13 protein-coding genes and 2 rRNA genes are annotated in these 16,438 nt (G+C 59.6%); 7 read left to right on the forward strand and 8 right to left on the reverse strand.

The genetic code is table 11. The annotated features are described in order from the left end of the window. The first annotated feature begins 26 nt into the window (after positions 1-26). The 3 genes from AC1RDQ_RS15545 to AC1RDQ_RS15555 all read left to right on the forward strand — a co-directional run bounded on the left by AC1RDQ_RS15545 (position 27) and on the right by AC1RDQ_RS15555 (position 3,536). Positions 27-1,445, forward strand: coding sequence for a short-chain fatty acid transporter (locus tag AC1RDQ_RS15545; RefSeq protein ID WP_057713298.1), 1,419 nt, complete (start codon positions 27-29; stop codon positions 1,443-1,445). Positions 1,446-1,694: 249 nt separating this feature from the next. Continuing rightward, positions 1,695-2,867, forward strand: coding sequence for a hypothetical protein (locus AC1RDQ_RS15550; protein ID WP_057713297.1), 1,173 nt, complete (start codon positions 1,695-1,697; stop codon positions 2,865-2,867). 144 nt (positions 2,868-3,011) lie between these two features. Further along, on the forward strand, positions 3,012-3,536 hold the full coding sequence (locus tag AC1RDQ_RS15555; RefSeq protein WP_407516677.1) for an SET domain-containing protein: 525 nt from the start codon (positions 3,012-3,014) through the stop codon (positions 3,534-3,536). Between the two features lie 6 nt (positions 3,537-3,542). Here the strand turns inward: AC1RDQ_RS15555 and can are convergent, their stop codons facing one another. Continuing rightward, the gene (can, locus tag AC1RDQ_RS15560; RefSeq protein WP_057713295.1) at positions 3,543-4,187 is read right to left on the reverse strand and encodes a carbonate dehydratase; all 645 of its coding nucleotides are present in this window, start codon (positions 4,185-4,187) and stop codon (positions 3,543-3,545) included. Positions 4,188-4,356: 169 nt separating this feature from the next. Between can and AC1RDQ_RS15565 the strand changes: the two genes are divergently transcribed. Then, positions 4,357-4,761, forward strand: coding sequence for a serine kinase/phosphatase (locus AC1RDQ_RS15565; RefSeq protein WP_407516679.1), 405 nt, complete (start codon positions 4,357-4,359; stop codon positions 4,759-4,761). A 101-nt stretch (positions 4,762-4,862) separates the two neighbouring features. Here AC1RDQ_RS15565 and rimI read toward each other — a convergent pair whose 3' ends face one another. Both rimI and AC1RDQ_RS15575 read right to left on the reverse strand, forming a co-directional pair. After that, positions 4,863-5,315: a ribosomal protein S18-alanine N-acetyltransferase gene (gene rimI / locus AC1RDQ_RS15570; RefSeq protein WP_492587660.1), complete on the reverse strand. Its 453-nt coding sequence runs from the start codon at positions 5,313-5,315 to the stop codon at positions 4,863-4,865. After that, the gene (locus AC1RDQ_RS15575) at positions 5,308-6,054 is read right to left on the reverse strand and encodes an energy transducer TonB (protein WP_492587666.1); all 747 of its coding nucleotides are present in this window, start codon (positions 6,052-6,054) and stop codon (positions 5,308-5,310) included. Before AC1RDQ_RS15575 ends, rimI begins: the two co-directional genes overlap by 8 nt. Positions 6,055-6,273: 219 nt before the next feature. Here AC1RDQ_RS15575 and mksB point away from each other — a divergent pair, with 219 nt between their 5' ends. Genes mksB through mksF form a run of 3 tightly spaced genes read left to right on the forward strand, consistent with a single transcriptional unit; the run spans position 6,274 to position 11,079 of the window. After that, the gene (mksB, locus tag AC1RDQ_RS15580; RefSeq protein ID WP_174245530.1) at positions 6,274-7,551 is read left to right on the forward strand and encodes an Mks condensin complex protein MksB; all 1,278 of its coding nucleotides are present in this window, start codon (positions 6,274-6,276) and stop codon (positions 7,549-7,551) included. After that, the gene (gene mksE / locus AC1RDQ_RS15585) at positions 7,541-8,242 is read left to right on the forward strand and encodes an Mks condensin complex protein MksE (protein ID WP_090457698.1); all 702 of its coding nucleotides are present in this window, start codon (positions 7,541-7,543) and stop codon (positions 8,240-8,242) included. The genes mksB and mksE overlap by 11 nt, the downstream gene beginning before the upstream one ends. Further along, positions 8,239-11,079, forward strand: coding sequence for an Mks condensin complex protein MksF (gene mksF, locus AC1RDQ_RS15590; protein WP_057713290.1), 2,841 nt, complete (start codon positions 8,239-8,241; stop codon positions 11,077-11,079). Before mksE ends, mksF begins: the two co-directional genes overlap by 4 nt. 204 nt (positions 11,080-11,283) lie before the next feature. Here mksF and AC1RDQ_RS15595 read toward each other — a convergent pair whose 3' ends face one another. From AC1RDQ_RS15595 to AC1RDQ_RS15615, 5 genes are all read right to left on the reverse strand, one after another. Then, positions 11,284-13,587 carry a PqiB family protein gene (locus AC1RDQ_RS15595; protein WP_057713289.1) on the reverse strand — a complete coding sequence of 768 codons (2,304 nt, stop codon included), beginning with the start codon at positions 13,585-13,587 and terminating at the stop codon, positions 11,284-11,286. Continuing rightward, on the reverse strand, positions 13,580-14,203 hold the full coding sequence (locus tag AC1RDQ_RS15600; RefSeq protein WP_007997011.1) for a paraquat-inducible protein A: 624 nt from the start codon (positions 14,201-14,203) through the stop codon (positions 13,580-13,582). The genes AC1RDQ_RS15595 and AC1RDQ_RS15600 overlap by 8 nt, the downstream gene beginning before the upstream one ends. Continuing rightward, on the reverse strand, positions 14,190-14,849 hold the full coding sequence (locus AC1RDQ_RS15605; protein WP_057713288.1) for a paraquat-inducible protein A: 660 nt from the start codon (positions 14,847-14,849) through the stop codon (positions 14,190-14,192). The genes AC1RDQ_RS15600 and AC1RDQ_RS15605 overlap by 14 nt, the downstream gene beginning before the upstream one ends. A 147-nt stretch (positions 14,850-14,996) precedes the next feature. Continuing rightward, positions 14,997-15,112 (reverse strand): 5S ribosomal RNA (gene rrf / locus AC1RDQ_RS15610). A 156-nt stretch (positions 15,113-15,268) separates the two neighbouring features. Next, a 23S ribosomal RNA gene (locus tag AC1RDQ_RS15615) occupies positions 15,269-16,438 on the reverse strand; the annotation flags it as partial.

The following is a 16,438-nucleotide window of genomic DNA, read 5'->3' on the forward strand; positions in this document are numbered from 1 at the left end:
AAACATAATAAATCCGAGGTACCCCCGTGGCCGCTGATATCGAAGATAGCCGCTCCGCCCGCTTTGCCCTGCGCTGTTCAAGTTTTGCCGAACGCTGGTTTCCCGACTCTTGGGTGTTTGCTGCCCTGGCGGTGATTATCGTGGCCCTGGCCACCATGGCGATGGGTGCCAAGCCCACCGATGCCGCGGTGGCGTTCGGTGACGGCTTCTGGAGCCTGATCCCGTTCACCATGCAGATGGCGTTCGTAGTAATCGGTGGTTACGTGGTCGCCAGTTCGCCACCGGCGGTGAAGCTGATCGACCGTCTGGCGAAAATCCCGAAAAACGGCCGCTCCGCCGTGGCCTGGGTGGCGCTGATTTCCATGGTTGCGTCGCTGCTGAACTGGGGTCTGTCGCTGGTGTTCGGCGGTTTGCTGGTGCGCGCTCTGGCCCGCAGAACCGATCTGAAGATGGACTACCGCGCCGCCGGTGCCGCTGTCTACCTGGGCCTCGGCGCGGTTTGGGCCCTGGGCCTGTCATCGTCCGCTGCGCAATTGCAGGCCAACCCGGCCAGCCTGCCGCCGTCGATCCTGTCGATCACCGGGGTGATCCCTTTCACCCAGACGATCTTTCTTTGGCAGTCCGGTGTGATGTTGCTGGCTCTGATCATCGTTTCACTGATCGTTGCCTACGCCACCGCCCCCGGCCCGAACTCCGCGCGAGACGCCAACGCCTGCGGGATCGACCCAAGCTTCAACCTGCCACCGCTGCAACCACGCACCCGCCCCGGCGAATGGCTGGAACACAGCCCGCTGCTGACGATTCTGCTGGTGCTGCTGGCAGCCGGATGGCTGTTCCATGAGTTCTCGACCAAACCGGCCATCAGCGCGATTTCCGGGCTGAACACCTACAACTTCCTGTTCATCATGCTGGGTGCGCTGCTGCACTGGCGTCCGCGCAGCTTTCTGGATGCCGTGTCCCGTGCGGTACCGACCACCACCGGTGTGTTGATCCAGTTCCCGCTGTACGGCTCGATCGCCGCACTGATGACTACGGTCAAGGGTGCCGATGCGCAGACCCTGGCGCACCACATCTCGACCTTTTTCGTCAGCATTGCCTCCCACGACACCTATGCCCTGCTGATGGGCGTGTACTCGGCGATCCTCGGCTTCTTCATTCCGTCCGGCGGCGGCAAGTGGATCATCGAAGCGCCGTACGTGATGCAGGTGGCCAATGACCTGAACTATCACCTGGGCTGGGCCGTACAGATCTACAACGCCGCCGAAGCCTTGCCGAACCTGATCAACCCGTTCTACATGCTGCCGTTGCTGGGCGTACTGGGGTTGAAGGCGCGGGACCTGATCGGCTTCTCGTTCGTGCAGTTGCTGGTGCACACGCCACTGGTGCTGTTTTTGCTGTGGGCACTGGGCACGACGCTGACGTATACGCCGCCGGTGATGCCGTGACCCAAATGGTGGTGATGACATAGAACCCTGTGGGAGCGAGCTTGCTCGCGATGACAATGTCACTGACATATTGATACTGAATGTGCCGACGCCATCGCGAGCAAACCCGCTCCCACTGTGGTTTCTCCCACATTGAGAGTGCACGTTGCCTGACAGCTTTTTACCTCCCCCCTCTAGACCAACCGCCGCCTGCGGTTTCAGTATGTAGCACCCACGCCAACGGGAAACCACGCTGAAAAGGATCTGAGCATGCTAAAACTTGCAGGACTGACTCTCGCGGCCCTCACCCTGAGCGCCGCTGCCCACGCCGATGTCGCCCTGAAACTGGGCAGTACCGAACGCGTTACCCGTCTCTTCGCCTATCCCAACAACTGCAACGTGATCTGCTTTCGCAACTGGACACTTGAACAGACCGTCGAGCATTACCTGACCCAAAGCGTGCAGCGTGATGGCTACACCGGGGCGAAGGTTCTGATCAAGACCGATAACAATCAGCTTTATGCCGAAATCAGCGGCGTACCCAACGGCTATGAAAAGCCTCTGGCCGCGCTGCTCGACGCCGGTGACCTGGCCTACAACGGCGCCAGCAAACTGAATGCCGATGGCAAGTGGGCGTATAGCTGGTACCTGTTCCTGCCGTTGGGCATGGCCCTGGAAAACCGCAAAAGCGTCGAACTGCTGCACTTCCCGCCAGACTATTCGCTGACCCAGGCCCAGGATTACCTGAGGTCCGCCACTACGGATCGCTGGGCCACGCTGCTGACTGCCAACGGCATCCCGGCCGGGCAGACGCCGGGCTACCAGACAATCATCGACATCGCCCCGATTGCCGCGCCGTCCAACGCGGGCAAAGACCTCGAAGGCGTCTACGGCTACTTCAAGGATTACCAGACCACCATGGTCAAGGAAGTCAGCCTGAACGCCAGCGGCGCAGCCCTGCCGATGGTCGCCTTCGGCGCACCGGTGCGTAACTGGATCAAAGAGCAATACGGGCAGACGGTGAACGTGTTGGGCCTGGTCCAGATCACCCCGGACAACGGCGTGAAAGTCCCCGTGCTGGGCTCCAACCATCCGAGCTACATTTGGTATGCCGCCGATCCGGCAAGCTACACCGGCAGTGACGCCCAGGCCAAGGCCGATGCGGCAGGCCTGAAAGTCATGGGTCAGGATTTGAGTGCTGCGTGCTGGCAGGCCGCCATGGGCCGCCAACCGGACAGCAATCCGGACGTTGAGCTCAATACCTGCAGGCAAACCTGGCAAGTGGCCCAGAAAGAAAAAACCTGCGAGCTGTTCTACACCTCGATCCGCAACCTGTCGCCCCAACAGGCTGTGGGCAAATGCGCGACAGCTTCGATCGTGTCCCAGCTCAAGCAGCTCAAGGCTCCGGCGCCAGCCACGGCGAAACCTGCTCCGCCGTTGTAACCCGATGAACGGCGAAAAATCTGTCACTTATGACAGTAGACCGCCCGTGGTATCTGCGAGAGGCTTGGGCTGAACCCATGTGCTGCTGTGCTGACAGGACCGTCGGTGCAAGGAAGTCGCAGCACCCAGCAGACAGGGATTGTTATGAAAGCTCACGCCCCTCAACGAAAACGCCCACAACCGCCGCAAGGTGTTTACCCCTTTTCGGAGCTGCCCGTTCGCCTGGGATTTCCTTCCCTGGCCGACTTCGAAATCATTGAAAACGCCAAGGGCGAAGCCAAGGGTATTGCCGCACGGCGCGAGTTCCCGCGAATCACCCGTATCTGCCGGGCGTCGGGGCATTTGCTGCCCTACCGCTGCCGACATACCCGCCAGCTCGCCCCGGGCATACACGTCTACGACCCGCGCTTCTGCGGACTGTTACGACACTCCTGCGACCCCAATGTCTTTCTGGACTTGAGCGAGTTGTGGTTATGGGCGCTGAAGGACATCAGCAAGGGGGACTGGCTGACCATGGACTTCGCCGCCACCGAAGACAAACTGCAACGCCAATTTGCCTGCCAGTGCGGCTCATACGAGTGCCGTGGCTGGATTACCGGCTACGACGAGTCGCCAAACGCCGACGGCCAGGCGTTTCTGCAACGCTGGCGTCGGCAACATCATTATTGACGGGTATTACTGAGGGTCGACCGGACGCAGGCGGTACTGCGGCGGCAGTTGCTCGAAGCCGCTGATGGTAGTGTTCAGGCTTTTCCAGCGACCGTCCTTGATGCCGTAGATGCAACCGTGGACCGACAGGCTCTGCCCGCGATGCCAGGCATTTTGCACAATGCTGGTATGGGCGACGTTGGCCACTTGCTGAATCACGTTGAGTTCGCAGAGGCGGTCGACCTGTTCCTCTTCGGTGGCCAGTTTGGCCAGCTCTTCGCGCTTCTCGTAGTAGAGATCGCGAATCGAACGCAGCCAGCCGTCGATCAGGCCGAACTGGCGATCCTGCATCGAAGCGCGCACACCGCCGCAGCCATAATGGCCGGTGACAAGGATGTGTTTGACCTTCAGTACATCGACCGCGTACTGAATCACCGACAGGCAGTTGAGGTCGGTGTGCAGCACGACGTTGGCCACATTACGGTGTACGAACAGATCGCCCGGCAGCATGCCGACGATCTCGTTGGCCGGCACCCGGGCGTCGGAACAACCGATCCACAGGAACTCTGGGGTCTGTTGGCGAGCCAGCTTGGCGAAGAAGTCAGGATCTTCCTCCTTGATCGCAGCGGCCCAACGCTCGTTGTTATCAATCAGATCTTGTAATTCGTTCATGCTTTGAAGCCTCAAGAATGATGCGCAGCTTTGACTGACAACCGTCCGTCGGGGTCACGCGCGAAAATGCAGATGCTCTCCTGATCCGGAATACGGGGCTCCATGCCGGTGGAATTCTCGGTAGCCACGGGGGTCAACCGTAGTAGGGACTACAGTATGAGGAATTGCCATGAATGATTCACGACGTCCGTACGATGCGGTGCAACCGGAACCCGTCGATGACAACGAAGACCGCATGGGCTCGGTGCGTGAGTTGGATTTCGACGAAGAAGAACCCGGCACCAGAATCGGTGACGAACTGCCGGAAAAGGAGCGCGAGCAACTGCTGCCGCGCAAGCGCGGAAGTGAAGCGGGCCTGACCGCTGCCGCGACCGGTGACCATCAACCTACCGATGACGATCTGAGCCCGGAAACTCTGATCCGTGAGGACGGCGCCCGGGATGCCCATGAGGCGGGCAATGATAGCCGTGCGGATTGGGACCTGAGCATCGTTGATGAGGACGATATCGGCGGTGGCAATGGCCTGGATGAGGCTGAACTGGCTCAGCGCGATCCGATGGACGGCAAGCGATAATTTTTTAGTGCCTGTTCAGCCGCCTTCGCGAGCAAGCCCGCTCCCACAGGGGGAATGCATTCCAAATGTGGGAGCGGGCTTGCTCGCGAAGCTTTTGAGGCTCAATCCACCAAAGTGCAGGCCATGACCACCGCATCTTCGCGCCCGCCCACCGCCGGGTAGTAATCCCGACGCCGGCCGATCTCGTTGAAACCATATCGCTCATACAGCTTGAACGCCGCGGTATTGCTGTCGCGCACTTCCAGGAAACACTCCCGGGCGTCGGCCTTGTAGGCGATCGACATCAAATACTCAAGCAATGTCAGCCCCAGGCCACGCCCCTGGTTTTCCGGCTTGACCGTAATGTTGAGCAGGTGCGCCTCGTCGAGGATGATCTGCACCACACCGTGGCCGACCTGTTGCTGACCTTCGAACATCAGCCAGATCTGATACTTGCCCAGGCCATCGAGGAAAATCCCGCGGGTCCAGGGATGGCTATAGGCCGCATATTCGATTTTCAGTACAGCTTCCAGGTCCGCCTCGGTCATCGGGCGAAACGATACAGCGTCACTCATTCGATTCTTTCCAGCGCGCCATCAGCCGACGCATGGCTTGCCAGACATCAGCCTTACGCTGTGGCTCTTCCATTAATAATTCCAGGCCCGGCACCGCCCAGGCCGAGCCCAGGCCTTCGATCTGCAATTCGCGATTGAACGCATCGGCATCCGCTTCGCCGGCAAATCGCACCGCAGGCAAGCCGATCAGCCACAAGCAGGCGCAGGGCGTTTCTTCCATGCGCACCGAGAGAAAACCTTGCACGAAGTCACGGGCCGCTTCCGGGCCCTGATCCATCGTGCCACGCACCAACAGCGGCCAACGCACCGGCTCACCGACGATCTGCGGACTGTCCGGCAGACCGGCGGCGCGCAGCATGTCCTTGAGCAGCAGGTAGGCAGGATCGCGAGTCTGGAAGGATTCACCTGTGGGTAACTCCACCAGCAGCAGGCAACGCCCGGCCCGCAATAATTGCAGGGCGAAACGCGGGGGCGGCACGATGGGTGCCTTGACCACGGCTGGCGTCTCTTCGGCCTCTTCCACCGGTTTCGCGCCGGTGCGGGTGCTGGCCAGCGATGGCCGTGGCACCTCGATCTTCACCCGCTCGGCCGGCTTGGCCACAGGCGCCACGGGCGTATCGGCCACAACAGCGGGCACGACAGGCGCGACCACAACCGGCTCGGGAATCTCGAGCAGCTCGGGCCGCGACGGCGCGGCAAAGGGCAATTCGGTGCGCGGCAGCCAGTTGACCACCTGCATGGCGGCCAGATAAGCGCGACGACGGGACTCGATAAGCAAAGGTCGGCCACTTGTGGATAACTAAAGTGCGCTGATTCTACCGCCGTTCGCTGAAGATCGCCCGCAGTTGATCGATGCACCTTACCGAAAAGAAGGCGACAGTCCGTCCCGAGAGTGAATCGCATTGCCCCCGATGCAGTACAATCGCGGCTTTTAATCGCCAACCAGCCGGCCATTCCGATGATCGAACCCAAGCGCGTCTTGCGCGCCCTCGCTGAACACTGGGCACTTCTGGAGCCACTGTGCGAGCACTTCGACCAAGGCACACTGAGCCTGAACGAACTGCGCACGCAACTGGCCGCCCAGCAACTCGACAGTACGCCGCAGGACATCACCAGCCTGCTGGATGTGTGGATTCGCCTCGACATCCTGGTTCCCGTGGCCAAAAGCCCGAACCGTTTCGAGCTCAATGCGCAGATTCACGACTTCCTCGCCTATCTGCGCCGTGAACACCGTCTGGGCCTGTGCCTGGAGATCGAAGCCTACCTGCGCCACCTCGAGCGTCTGGCCGGTTATATCCAGGACGCATTCGACATCCGCGACGGCAACGACCTCGCCCGCCAATTGCGCCTGCTCGACATGCGCGTGCGTGACGTGCTGAAAAAACTCGATAACGACGAACAGGCACTGGTGGCTGTCGCCGAACGGGCGAAAACCAGCGACCGGCAGATTCCGTTGCGTCAGCGTTATGCTGAAGTGCTGGCGACCTGGGACGAATACGTCGAGCCAATGATTGATCTGGTGAACGCCGACGGCGCCTTCGAACAAGGCGTGCGCAAGGTCGAAACCGTCCTGCTGAAGATGCTCAGCGAACAGCAGCGTCTCGGCCACCTGGTCGACGACGACATGTTGCTGCGCACCCACGCGCGCATCCTCGAAATGCAGACCAGCGCCCAGCTGACCCTGCGTCACGCCCGCGAGCTGCTGCTGCCGCTGCGCGAAGAAGCGCGCCGGCACAACGCCGTGACCCGTGGCGCCGCATTGGCCCTGTCGATGATCCGCCGCAAAGGCATCGACGCCGTGCCGCAAGCGGCGATGCCGATGTTCACTCGCCCCCAGAGCACCTTCCTCGGCAGTGCCAGTCAGGTCGAAGCCTACGTGTATGCCCTGGCCCGCTTCGAACCGAAACCGGCGCGCTTCCCCAAGGCTCACAAGACCCAGAAAGGCGAAGCGCCACGGGCGCCACGCACCGTTCGGGAAATGCTCGAGCGCTGCGAAGACGCCCTGCCGATGCCGGACCTGATGACCTGGCTGCTGGAGCAGGAACCGGACGGCGCCACCGACGAATTGCTGTACTGGTTCTCGCGCCTGTCGCGGGAAAAACGCTTCAAGCGCGAGCGCCTGGAACGTCGCGAATACCATACTCACGAGCACCAGGTCAGCCTGCGCTCCTTCGCCCTGCTCTCGGTCAGCGACACCGCCGCCGAGGATTCTGCGAGCACTCCCTATGCATCTTGATCTATCCGAACTGTCCCAGCTGGCGCCGATCTTTCGCGAGCTGTTCAAGGGTTATCACGTCAGCCGCCGCGATCCGGAGCTGTACGCGCAGTTGTCGAACTTCCAGGACCAGTACCGCACGCTGTTCAAGGCCCTGGGCTTTGAACTGGTCTGCGACACCCGTGGCTTCTACTACTTCGTGCCGGACCTCGCAGCGGCGGCGGTGAACAAGACCGCCCAGCGTCTGGCGCTGTTCACCTTTATCCTCGTCGAGCACCTGGCCGATCAGGGCCGCGACCCGATCGCCGTGCTCGACGGCGGCAGCCTCGGTCGCGATGAATTGCCGTCGCTGCTGGAAAAGTACCGCGACCTGTTCATCCAGGCCGAAGTGCAGACCCAGGACGAGCTCGAAGAAAAGATCATGCGCCGCATGACTCAGCTCGGTTTCGCCAGCGAAGAGAACGGCGTCTACCGTTTCCTGCCGCCGATGCACCGTTTCCTCGATGTGTGCCTGTCGGTGCAGCAGGACCGCGACCTGGCCGCCAGCCTGCACAGTGTCCTGCCGTTGCCGGTGCCGGTCCTGATCGACGAAGACAGCGACGAAAAGCTGTTGCAGACCGATGACCCGCTCGACCTCGCGGGTTTTGAAGACGAAAGCGAAGAAGACGCACTGGCCCGCGCCATCGCCGAAGAACAGGAGCTCGACGCATGAGCAAGGAACGTTACGGCATCCGCCGCTTTGCCCTTTTGAACACCGCCGGCTACAGCCTCGGCCTGTTCCCGCTGGAAGAGCCGCTATCGGTATACGGCGCCAACAACTTGGGTAAATCCGCCTCGATCAACGCCCTGCAGTTCCCGATCCTGGCGCGCATGTCGGACATGAGCTTCGGCAAGTACAGCCTGGAGCAGTCCCGGCGCTTCTACTTCGCCTCGGACACCAGCTACATCCTGGTGGAGGTGAACCTGCCCCACGGCCCCCACGTGATCGGTGTGGTCGGCCGCGGCCCGGGCGGCGGCTTCGGTCACCAGTTCTTTGCCTATGCCGGCAAACTGGACCTGGCCCACTACCAGAAAAACGACACCTGCCTGCGCCAGAAAGAACTGTTCACCAACCTTGAGCGCGAAGGCCTGAAAGCCTACGAACTCAAGCCGGACGAACTGCGCCGCCTGCTGGTTGGCGGTCACACTTCGATCCCGCTGGACCTGACGCTGATCCCGCTACGCTCCACCAGCGAGCAGAGCCTGAAGACCTTCCGCGCCCTGTTCATCAACCTGCTGCACATGCGCGAAATCACCGCGGCCAAGCTCAAGCAGCTGTTCCTCGATGCCTTCGAACACAGCCTGCGTTCCGGCAGCGTCGACTACATCGCCGCGTGCGAAGAAGCGTTCCGCGATGTACGACGCATGGAGCAGGACTACAACTCGCTGGTCGCCGCCGGCCCGCTGGTCGAAGCCCTGGCCAACGGCGTGAAGCAACGCGACATTCTGCGCGGCAAACTGCACCGGATCTCACCGCTGCTCGACTCCTTGCTCGGCACCTGGTCGGACTACGCCAGTGCGCGCAAGGAAGAGCTGACCATTCAGGCCGAACACTACCGCAATGAGCAGGATGCCCTGCAAAACGACCAGCGCGGCGGTACTCAGGAACTGATGCGCCTGGAGCGGGAAATCACCGGCATCCAGCGCTGGCTCGGCGAATTGTCCGTACTCAAGCATCGCTTTGCCCTGGTCGATGACGTCAAGGTGCTGGAACAGCAACTGCTGGCCGCGAAGGACGCCCACGACGAACTGGCCGGTGCGCTGGCACAGTCCCGCCAGTTCAGCGCCGAAGACCTGGACGAGCGCCTGCGCGACCTGGAAAAACGCCTGAAGTCGGTCAAGCAGCAGCTCGATCACGCCGACAACAACAGTTATGCCCGCCTGCGCGAAGAATTCTCGCAGCAAGACGTCGAACGCCTGATGCGCCTGTTCAACAGCGCACTGTTCAGCCTGCCGCTGGGTGAACACGGGATCACCCTCGACGACGACGGCGAGTGGGTCAAATCCGTGGAGCTGATCCTCGACGGTTTCAAAGGCGAACGCTTCGAAGTGCCGGGCCTGTCCATCGACATCTCGCACATCGAACCACCGGCGCTGCAGGCCTTGGCTGACCGCGCAGCCCTGCGCGACCAGAAGGAGCGCCTGGACAAAGAACTCAAGCAACTGAAGACCCAGCAGGCCGTGGCGGCCGACCGCGCCGCGAGCAAGACCCAGACCGAAGTGCTGTACCAGCAAGTGCTGGATGCGCAGAAAGCCCTGGAAGATTTCCGTCGCGCGCAAACCCTGAGCGCCGAGGAAGGCGACAAGCTGGAACAGATGGCACAGATGGAAGCCGCACAGGACGAATTGAAGCGTTCCAGCGATGCCTTTACCGAGCGCGTCCAGCAACTGTCGGCCAAGCTGCAACTGGTCGGCCGCCAGATCGGCGACATGGAAGCCAAGCAACGCACCCTCGACGACGCCCTGCGCCGCCGTCAGTTGCTGCCCGCGGACCTGCCGTTCGGCACACCGTTCATGGACCCGATCGACGATTCCATGGACAACCTGCTGCCACTGCTCAACGACTATCAGGACAGCTGGCAAGGCCTGCTGCGGGCCGACGGCCAGATCGAAGCGCTGTACGCCCAGGTACGCCTCAAGGGCGTGGCCAAGTTCGACAGCGAAGACGATATGGAGCGGCGCCTGCAACTGCTGATCAACGCCTATGCGCACCGTACCGACGAAGCCCTGACCCTGGGCAAGGCTCGCCGTGCCGCCGTGACGGACATTGCCCGGACCCTGCGCAACATCCGCAGCGACTATGACAGCCTCGAACACCAACTGGCACTGTTCAACCGCGAGATCAACAAACGCCAGGTCTCCAACCTGCAAAGCTTCCGCATCGTGCTCGCACCGAACAAGGAAGCGCTCAAGCACATCGACCAGATCATTCACAGCGCAGGTCAGTACGAAGAAGGCGAAACCCTGTCGGTCTTCGATCTGAGCCAAAGCGCCGAGCAGGACAACAAGAACGAAGAGGCCAAGGAATACCTGGCGCGGCTGGTGGCGGCCAACCACAACCAGCTCGGCCTCAAGGACTTGTTCGAACTGGCGTTCGAGATCACCAAGGTCAACGGCCAACCGGTGATCCACACCGACATCGACGGCGCGGCGTCCAACGGCACCACCATGACCATCAAGGCACTGACCAACATGTACTTGTTGCTGCACTTGATGGACCGTGACCAGGCCGGTCGCGTACGCCTGCCGTACTACCTCGACGAGGCGGCGGACATCGATGAGAAGAACCAGGCCGCATTGCTGGAAACCAGCCTGCAACTGGGCTTCGTGCCGATCCTGGCGAGCGTGAAGCCGCAGGTCTGCGCCAGTGTCGCCATCGACCTGGAAGGCGGCAGCGGGCCGGCCGGCATCTACATCGATGAGGCGGACTGGAAGTACATTCGTCGTCACGATCAGGTAAGGGCGACGATCAACGAACAAGCGGATGAACCGGAGCTGGATGCGGTCTGAGGCTTGAATCGAAGGCAATAAAAAGGCCGCGGTCCAATGGATCGCGGCCTTTTTCATAGGTGTGTCATTTAGCTTTGCAGTGAACTTCAGAGCCTCTTCGCGGGCAAGCCCGCTCCTACATTTGATCGCATATCTTCAGGAACAACCCAGCCCCCCTGTGGGAGCAGGCTTGCCCGCGAAGGCGTCATCACAGACGCCAGAAAACTACTTACCGAGTGAAATCTTCGGCGCCCAGCCCAGCCACTCCTCTTCGAACTTGTCGAACAGCGCGAACGTCTGCTCCGGTCGCGCCGGGCTACCCATGCGCTCGCCATCCGGCGTGGCAAAGGCGACACCACCCTGAATCATCGTCTCCAGTGATTCAGTACGCACCGTTGCACCTTTGAACAGGCCGACATCGAAGTCGAAACCGCTGGTGTTCCAGAATCGTGTACCGCTGCGTACCAATGGCGCGTACTTCGGCTCGATCAGGATATGGATCAGCACGCGATCAGCGGTCTGGCCCAGTTCATAACCGGTCACCTTGCCCACGGTGATTTCGCGATACGTCACCGGCACCCCGGCCTTCAGCGAACCACGACGTGCCGCGCTCAGCACCAGACTCAATCCCGCTTCCTGCTTGGCAGTTTCGGGCGCGGCGGCCAAAACGACAAAGTTCTTCTGCGGTCCCAGGTTCTTCGGCGCCGGTTGTACCTCGATGTATTGCCCGGTCACCAGGGTTTCGAGGTTGGACGTCTTGATCAGGCCCAGTTCAGGCTTGACCACCCAGAACTGACTGCCGACCCGGGCAATGCGCTCTGGCACTTCGGTAATCCGCGCGGTCAACAGCACCGATTGCAGGTCCTCGCTGAGATCAACATCCTCCACCTTGCCGACATCCAGCCCCTTGAAACGAATCGGAGTGCCGGTACGCAGGCCATCAGCGCGATCGAGCTTGAGCGTGATGACTTCGCCCTTCTGCGTAGCGTCTTCATGGTTCGCGAACAGACGGAAACGTGGAATACGCTTCTGCAACGGGGCGTTGTCCTGCGGGGTCTCGAAGGCAATGCCGCCGGCCATCAAGCTTTGCAATGACTCGCTTTTAACCTGGACCCCGCCGGTCAGTCCGCCCGTGAGGGTGATGCCACTGGCGTTCCAGAAGCGCGTCGAGGCGTTGACCAGGCCTTCATATTCCTTCTCGATGTGCACGCCAATGATCAGTTGTTTCTTTTTGCGGGAGAACTGATAGCTCTGTACGGAGCCGACTTTGACCTGCTTGTAGAGAACCGGGCTGCCGACTTCCAGCGAACCGAGGTTTTCCGTGAACAAAACAAGGTGCAGGCCCGGTGCACGCAGATCCAGCGGCGGTGCCTTGGCCCGGGCTACAAACTCCCGCTGTGGCGCCGAACCCTTGTCGCCAGGCCGCACAGCGATGTAGTTGCCTTTGACCAACGCTTCGAGGCCGGTAATCCCCGCCAGGGAAATCGACGGTTTGACCACCCAGAACTGGGTGCCTTCGACCAGGTAATCCTCGGCCAATGGGTCCATCGTCAACTCGGCGGTTGCGCCAGACAGATCCGCATCGACCTTCAGCGTTTTCAGGCTGCCCACCTGAATACCCTTGTACATCACCGGTGTGCGACCGGCCTGCAAGCCGTCGAAATCACTGAGCTTGACCTTCACCCGGATACCGGCGGCGGCGGCGTCAAAGTCTTCATAGAGTCTGAACGGCAGGCTCGGATCGGTAGGCGGACTGTCCTTGCGGTTTTCGGGTGTGGCGAACGCAATACCACCGGCGACGATGCTGGCCAGGGACTCACTGCGGACCTTCACACCCGACAGATTGGCGTCGATGCTGATGCCGCTGGCATTCCAGAAACGTGTGTGTTTGCGCACCAGTTTGGCGTAAGTCGGCTCAATGAAGACCTTGAGCTCGACAGTGTTCTGGTCCTCGGACAATACATAGCTTTTGATCTGGCCCACTTTGATCTGTTTGTAAAACACCGGACTGCCACGGTTCAGCGAGCCCAGGCGGTCGGCCTTGATAGTCAAGTGCAGACCGGGCTGGGCATCGGAGAGCGGCGGTTCCTGGGCCAGGGCCTTGAACTTGCGGACCGGCTCGCCTTCCCCCGGGCTGATGGCGACATAGTTACCTGAAACCAGCGTCTCGAGACCGGTAATCCCTGCCAGCGTCACGCTCGGCTTGACCAGCCAGAAACGCGTGCTGGTTCGCAGGTATGGCTCTACGTCCTTGTTCATTTCGATGCTGGCGATCACGCCTTTGGAACTGCCTTCGTCATCGAGCTTGAGACTTTTGACCTTACCGACCGACATGCCTTTATAGACAACTTCGGTCTTGTTGGCCTGAATGCCCTCGCCGCTCTCAAAACGCACCTGAATCTCGATACCGGTCTCGTTATAGGCACGCCAGCCGAGCCAGCCGCCGATGATCAAGGCGATCAGGGGCAACACCCAAATGGCAGACCAGTTCGAAGCCGGTCGGGTTTTCGCTACAGGCAAATCAGTCATGGTCGTCGTCCGACTCCGTGTTATCCCAAATCAGTCGGGGATCAAAAGTTACCGCGGCAAGCATCGTCAGAATCACCACCGTGGCGAAAGCGATGGCGCCAAGATTGGCTTCAATGCTGGCAAGCCGCCCAAAATTCACGACCGCCACGAGGATGGCAATCACAAAGATATCGAGCATCGACCAGCGGCCGATGAATTCAATGAAACGGTACATCCATATACGCTGGCGAGCCGAAAGGGGCTGACGGCGCTGCACGGAAAACAGCAGCAGAGCGATGCCCACCAGCTTGAACGTGGGCACCACGATACTGGCGATAAACACCACGGCCGCAATGGGGAACATTCCGTAGTGCATCAGTTCGATCACACCTGCCATGATCGTGCTCGGCGCACCTTTGCCCAAGGAGTTCACGGTCATGATCGGCAGCAAATTGGCCGGTATGTAAAGAATGGCGGCGGTAATCAGCAATGCCCAGGTGCGCACCAGGCTATTCGGGCTGCGGGCGTGTACCAGCGCCCCGCAGCGCGTACAGACTTGCTCATCGGTATCAGCTTCCTGCCTGTTCAATTCATGACATTCCTTGCAAATCAGAATGCCCGCATCAATCGCCCGCATGGGCATCCTCTCCTGATAACGCTTGCCAGATCTGGTGTGGAGACATTACGACCTCCAGCCAGACTTGAATCAGCAACAAACCAATGAAGCACACCAGGCCGAGGCCTACGGTGATGGCTGCCATATCTGCCAGTTTTACGATCGCTACCAGTACGCCCATGAAGTAAACCTCGAGCATCCCCCATTCGCGTATATGGTGATAAATGCGATAGAGCAGCAAGCCGTAGCTGCGTCCGACATCAAAACGGATACTCAACAATACGGTCAGTTGGCACAGCAGCTTGAGCAGCGGGATCCCCATGCTGCACAGGAATACAATCACTGAAACGCTTTGCATACCCGTGTCAAAAAGGGCAACAACGCCGCTCCAGACAGTGTCTTGCGAAGACTGCCCGAGTAGATTGAGCTGCATGATGGGTAAAAAGTTCGCCGGAATAAACAACAACAAGGCGGCTATGACAAGGGCGAGACTGCGCTGTACGACGTTGTACCGATTGGCATAAAGCTCGTAGCCACAGCGCGGGCACATGGCTTTTTCGCCATGGGCGAGTTCGGGTTTACGCATGAGCAAGTCGCACTCATGGCAGGCAACCAGATTTTCCAGTGGTATTTCTGACAGCTCTTTGGCGTCAACCGAATCCGGCATAAGCGCTCTGACTCTGAAAAAGTTGGACCTATTCTAGTGTCCCGGGACAAAAATAACTGCGCCAATTTGTGCTTGATTGATCGTGCTTTTTCTACGACAAAAACAAAACCCCTACCTGCATACGCAGATAGGGGTTTCGGAATTTAATCTTGACGATGACCTACTCTCACATGGGGAAACCCCACACTACCATCGGCGATGCATCGTTTCACTGCTGAGTTCGGGATGGGATCAGGTGGTTCCAACGCTCTATGGTCGTCAAGAAATTCGGGTACTGAGTCGCGGCCGGTTGGCCTCGCTTCAGCAAATTGGGTATGTGACAGCTTTCGGTGTTTTGCAAGAGTCGAACTTTCGGTTCTTTCGTCTTCACACACCGCAATCTGATGCTCTTTCGAGTAGTCAAATTGCTTGGGTGTTATATGGTCAAGCCTCACGGGCAATTAGTATTGGTTAGCTCAACGCCTCACAGCGCTTACACACCCAACCTATCAACGTCGTAGTCTTCGACGGCCCTTCAGGGGACTCAAGGTCCCAGTGAGATCTCATCTTGAGGCAAGTTTCCCGCTTAGATGCTTTCAGCGGTTATCTTTTCCGAACATAGCTACCCGGCAATGCCACTGGCGTGACAACCGGAACACCAGAGGTTCGTCCACTCCGGTCCTCTCGTACTAGGAGCAGCCCCTCTCAAATCTCAAACGTCCACGGCAGATAGGGACCGAACTGTCTCACGACGTTCTAAACCCAGCTCGCGTACCACTTTAAATGGCGAACAGCCATACCCTTGGGACCGGCTTCAGCCCCAGGATGTGATGAGCCGACATCGAGGTGCCAAACACCGCCGTCGATATGAACTCTTGGGCGGTATCAGCCTGTTATCCCCGGAGTACCTTTTATCCGTTGAGCGATGGCCCTTCCATACAGAACCACCGGATCACTAAGACCTACTTTCGTACCTGCTCGACGTGTCTGTCTCGCAGTCAAGCGCGCTTTTGCCTTTATACTCTACGACCGATTTCCGACCGGTCTGAGCGCACCTTCGTACTCCTCCGTTACTCTTTAGGAGGAGACCGCCCCAGTCAAACTACCCACCATACACTGTCCTCGATCCGGATAACGGACCTGAGTTAGAACCTCAAAGTTGCCAGGGTGGTATTTCAAGGATGGCTCCACGCGAACTGGCGTCCACGCTTCAAAGCCTCCCACCTATCCTACACAAGCAAATTCAAAGTCCAGTGCAAAGCTATAGTAAAGGTTCACGGGGTCTTTCCGTCTAGCCGCGGATACACTGCATCTTCACAGCGATTTCAATTTCACTGAGTCTCGGGTGGAGACAGCGCCGCCATCGTTACGCCATTCGTGCAGGTCGGAACTTACCCGACAAGGAATTTCGCTACCTTAGGACCGTTATAGTTACGGCCGCCGTTTACCGGGGCTTCGATCAAGAGCTTCGCGTTAGCTAACCCCATCAATTAACCTTCCGGCACCGGGCAGGCGTCACACCCTATACGTCCACTTTCGTGTTTGCAGAGTGCTGTGTTTTTAATAAACAGTCGCAGCGGCCTGGTATCTTCGACCGGCGTGGGCTTACG

It is taken from the genome of Pseudomonas sp. GW823-FHT02E01, assembly GCF_058797535.1.

Bases quoted from the DNA above. Each gene is read 5' to 3' on its own strand.
- AC1RDQ_RS15550 (WP_057713297.1), top strand. From the start codon at position 1,695: ATGCTAAAACTTGCAGGACTGACTCTCGCGGCCCTCACCCTGAGCGCC.
- AC1RDQ_RS15555 (WP_407516677.1), top strand. From the start codon at position 3,012: ATGAAAGCTCACGCCCCTCAACGAAAACGCCCACAACCGCCGCAAGGT.
- can (WP_057713295.1), bottom strand. From the start codon at position 4,187: ATGAACGAATTACAAGATCTGATTGATAACAACGAGCGTTGGGCCGCT.
- AC1RDQ_RS15565 (WP_407516679.1), top strand. From the start codon at position 4,357: ATGAATGATTCACGACGTCCGTACGATGCGGTGCAACCGGAACCCGTC.
- rimI (WP_492587660.1), bottom strand. From the start codon at position 5,315: ATGAGTGACGCTGTATCGTTTCGCCCGATGACCGAGGCGGACCTGGAA.
- AC1RDQ_RS15575 (WP_492587666.1), bottom strand. From the start codon at position 6,054: ATGCAGGTGGTCAACTGGCTGCCGCGCACCGAATTGCCCTTTGCCGCG.
- mksB (WP_174245530.1), top strand. From the start codon at position 6,274: ATGATCGAACCCAAGCGCGTCTTGCGCGCCCTCGCTGAACACTGGGCA.
- mksE (WP_090457698.1), top strand. From the start codon at position 7,541: ATGCATCTTGATCTATCCGAACTGTCCCAGCTGGCGCCGATCTTTCGC.
- mksF (WP_057713290.1), top strand. From the start codon at position 8,239: ATGAGCAAGGAACGTTACGGCATCCGCCGCTTTGCCCTTTTGAACACC.
- AC1RDQ_RS15595 (WP_057713289.1), bottom strand. From the start codon at position 13,587: ATGACTGATTTGCCTGTAGCGAAAACCCGACCGGCTTCGAACTGGTCT.
- AC1RDQ_RS15600 (WP_007997011.1), bottom strand. From the start codon at position 14,203: ATGCGGGCGATTGATGCGGGCATTCTGATTTGCAAGGAATGTCATGAA.
- AC1RDQ_RS15605 (WP_057713288.1), bottom strand. From the start codon at position 14,849: ATGCCGGATTCGGTTGACGCCAAAGAGCTGTCAGAAATACCACTGGAA.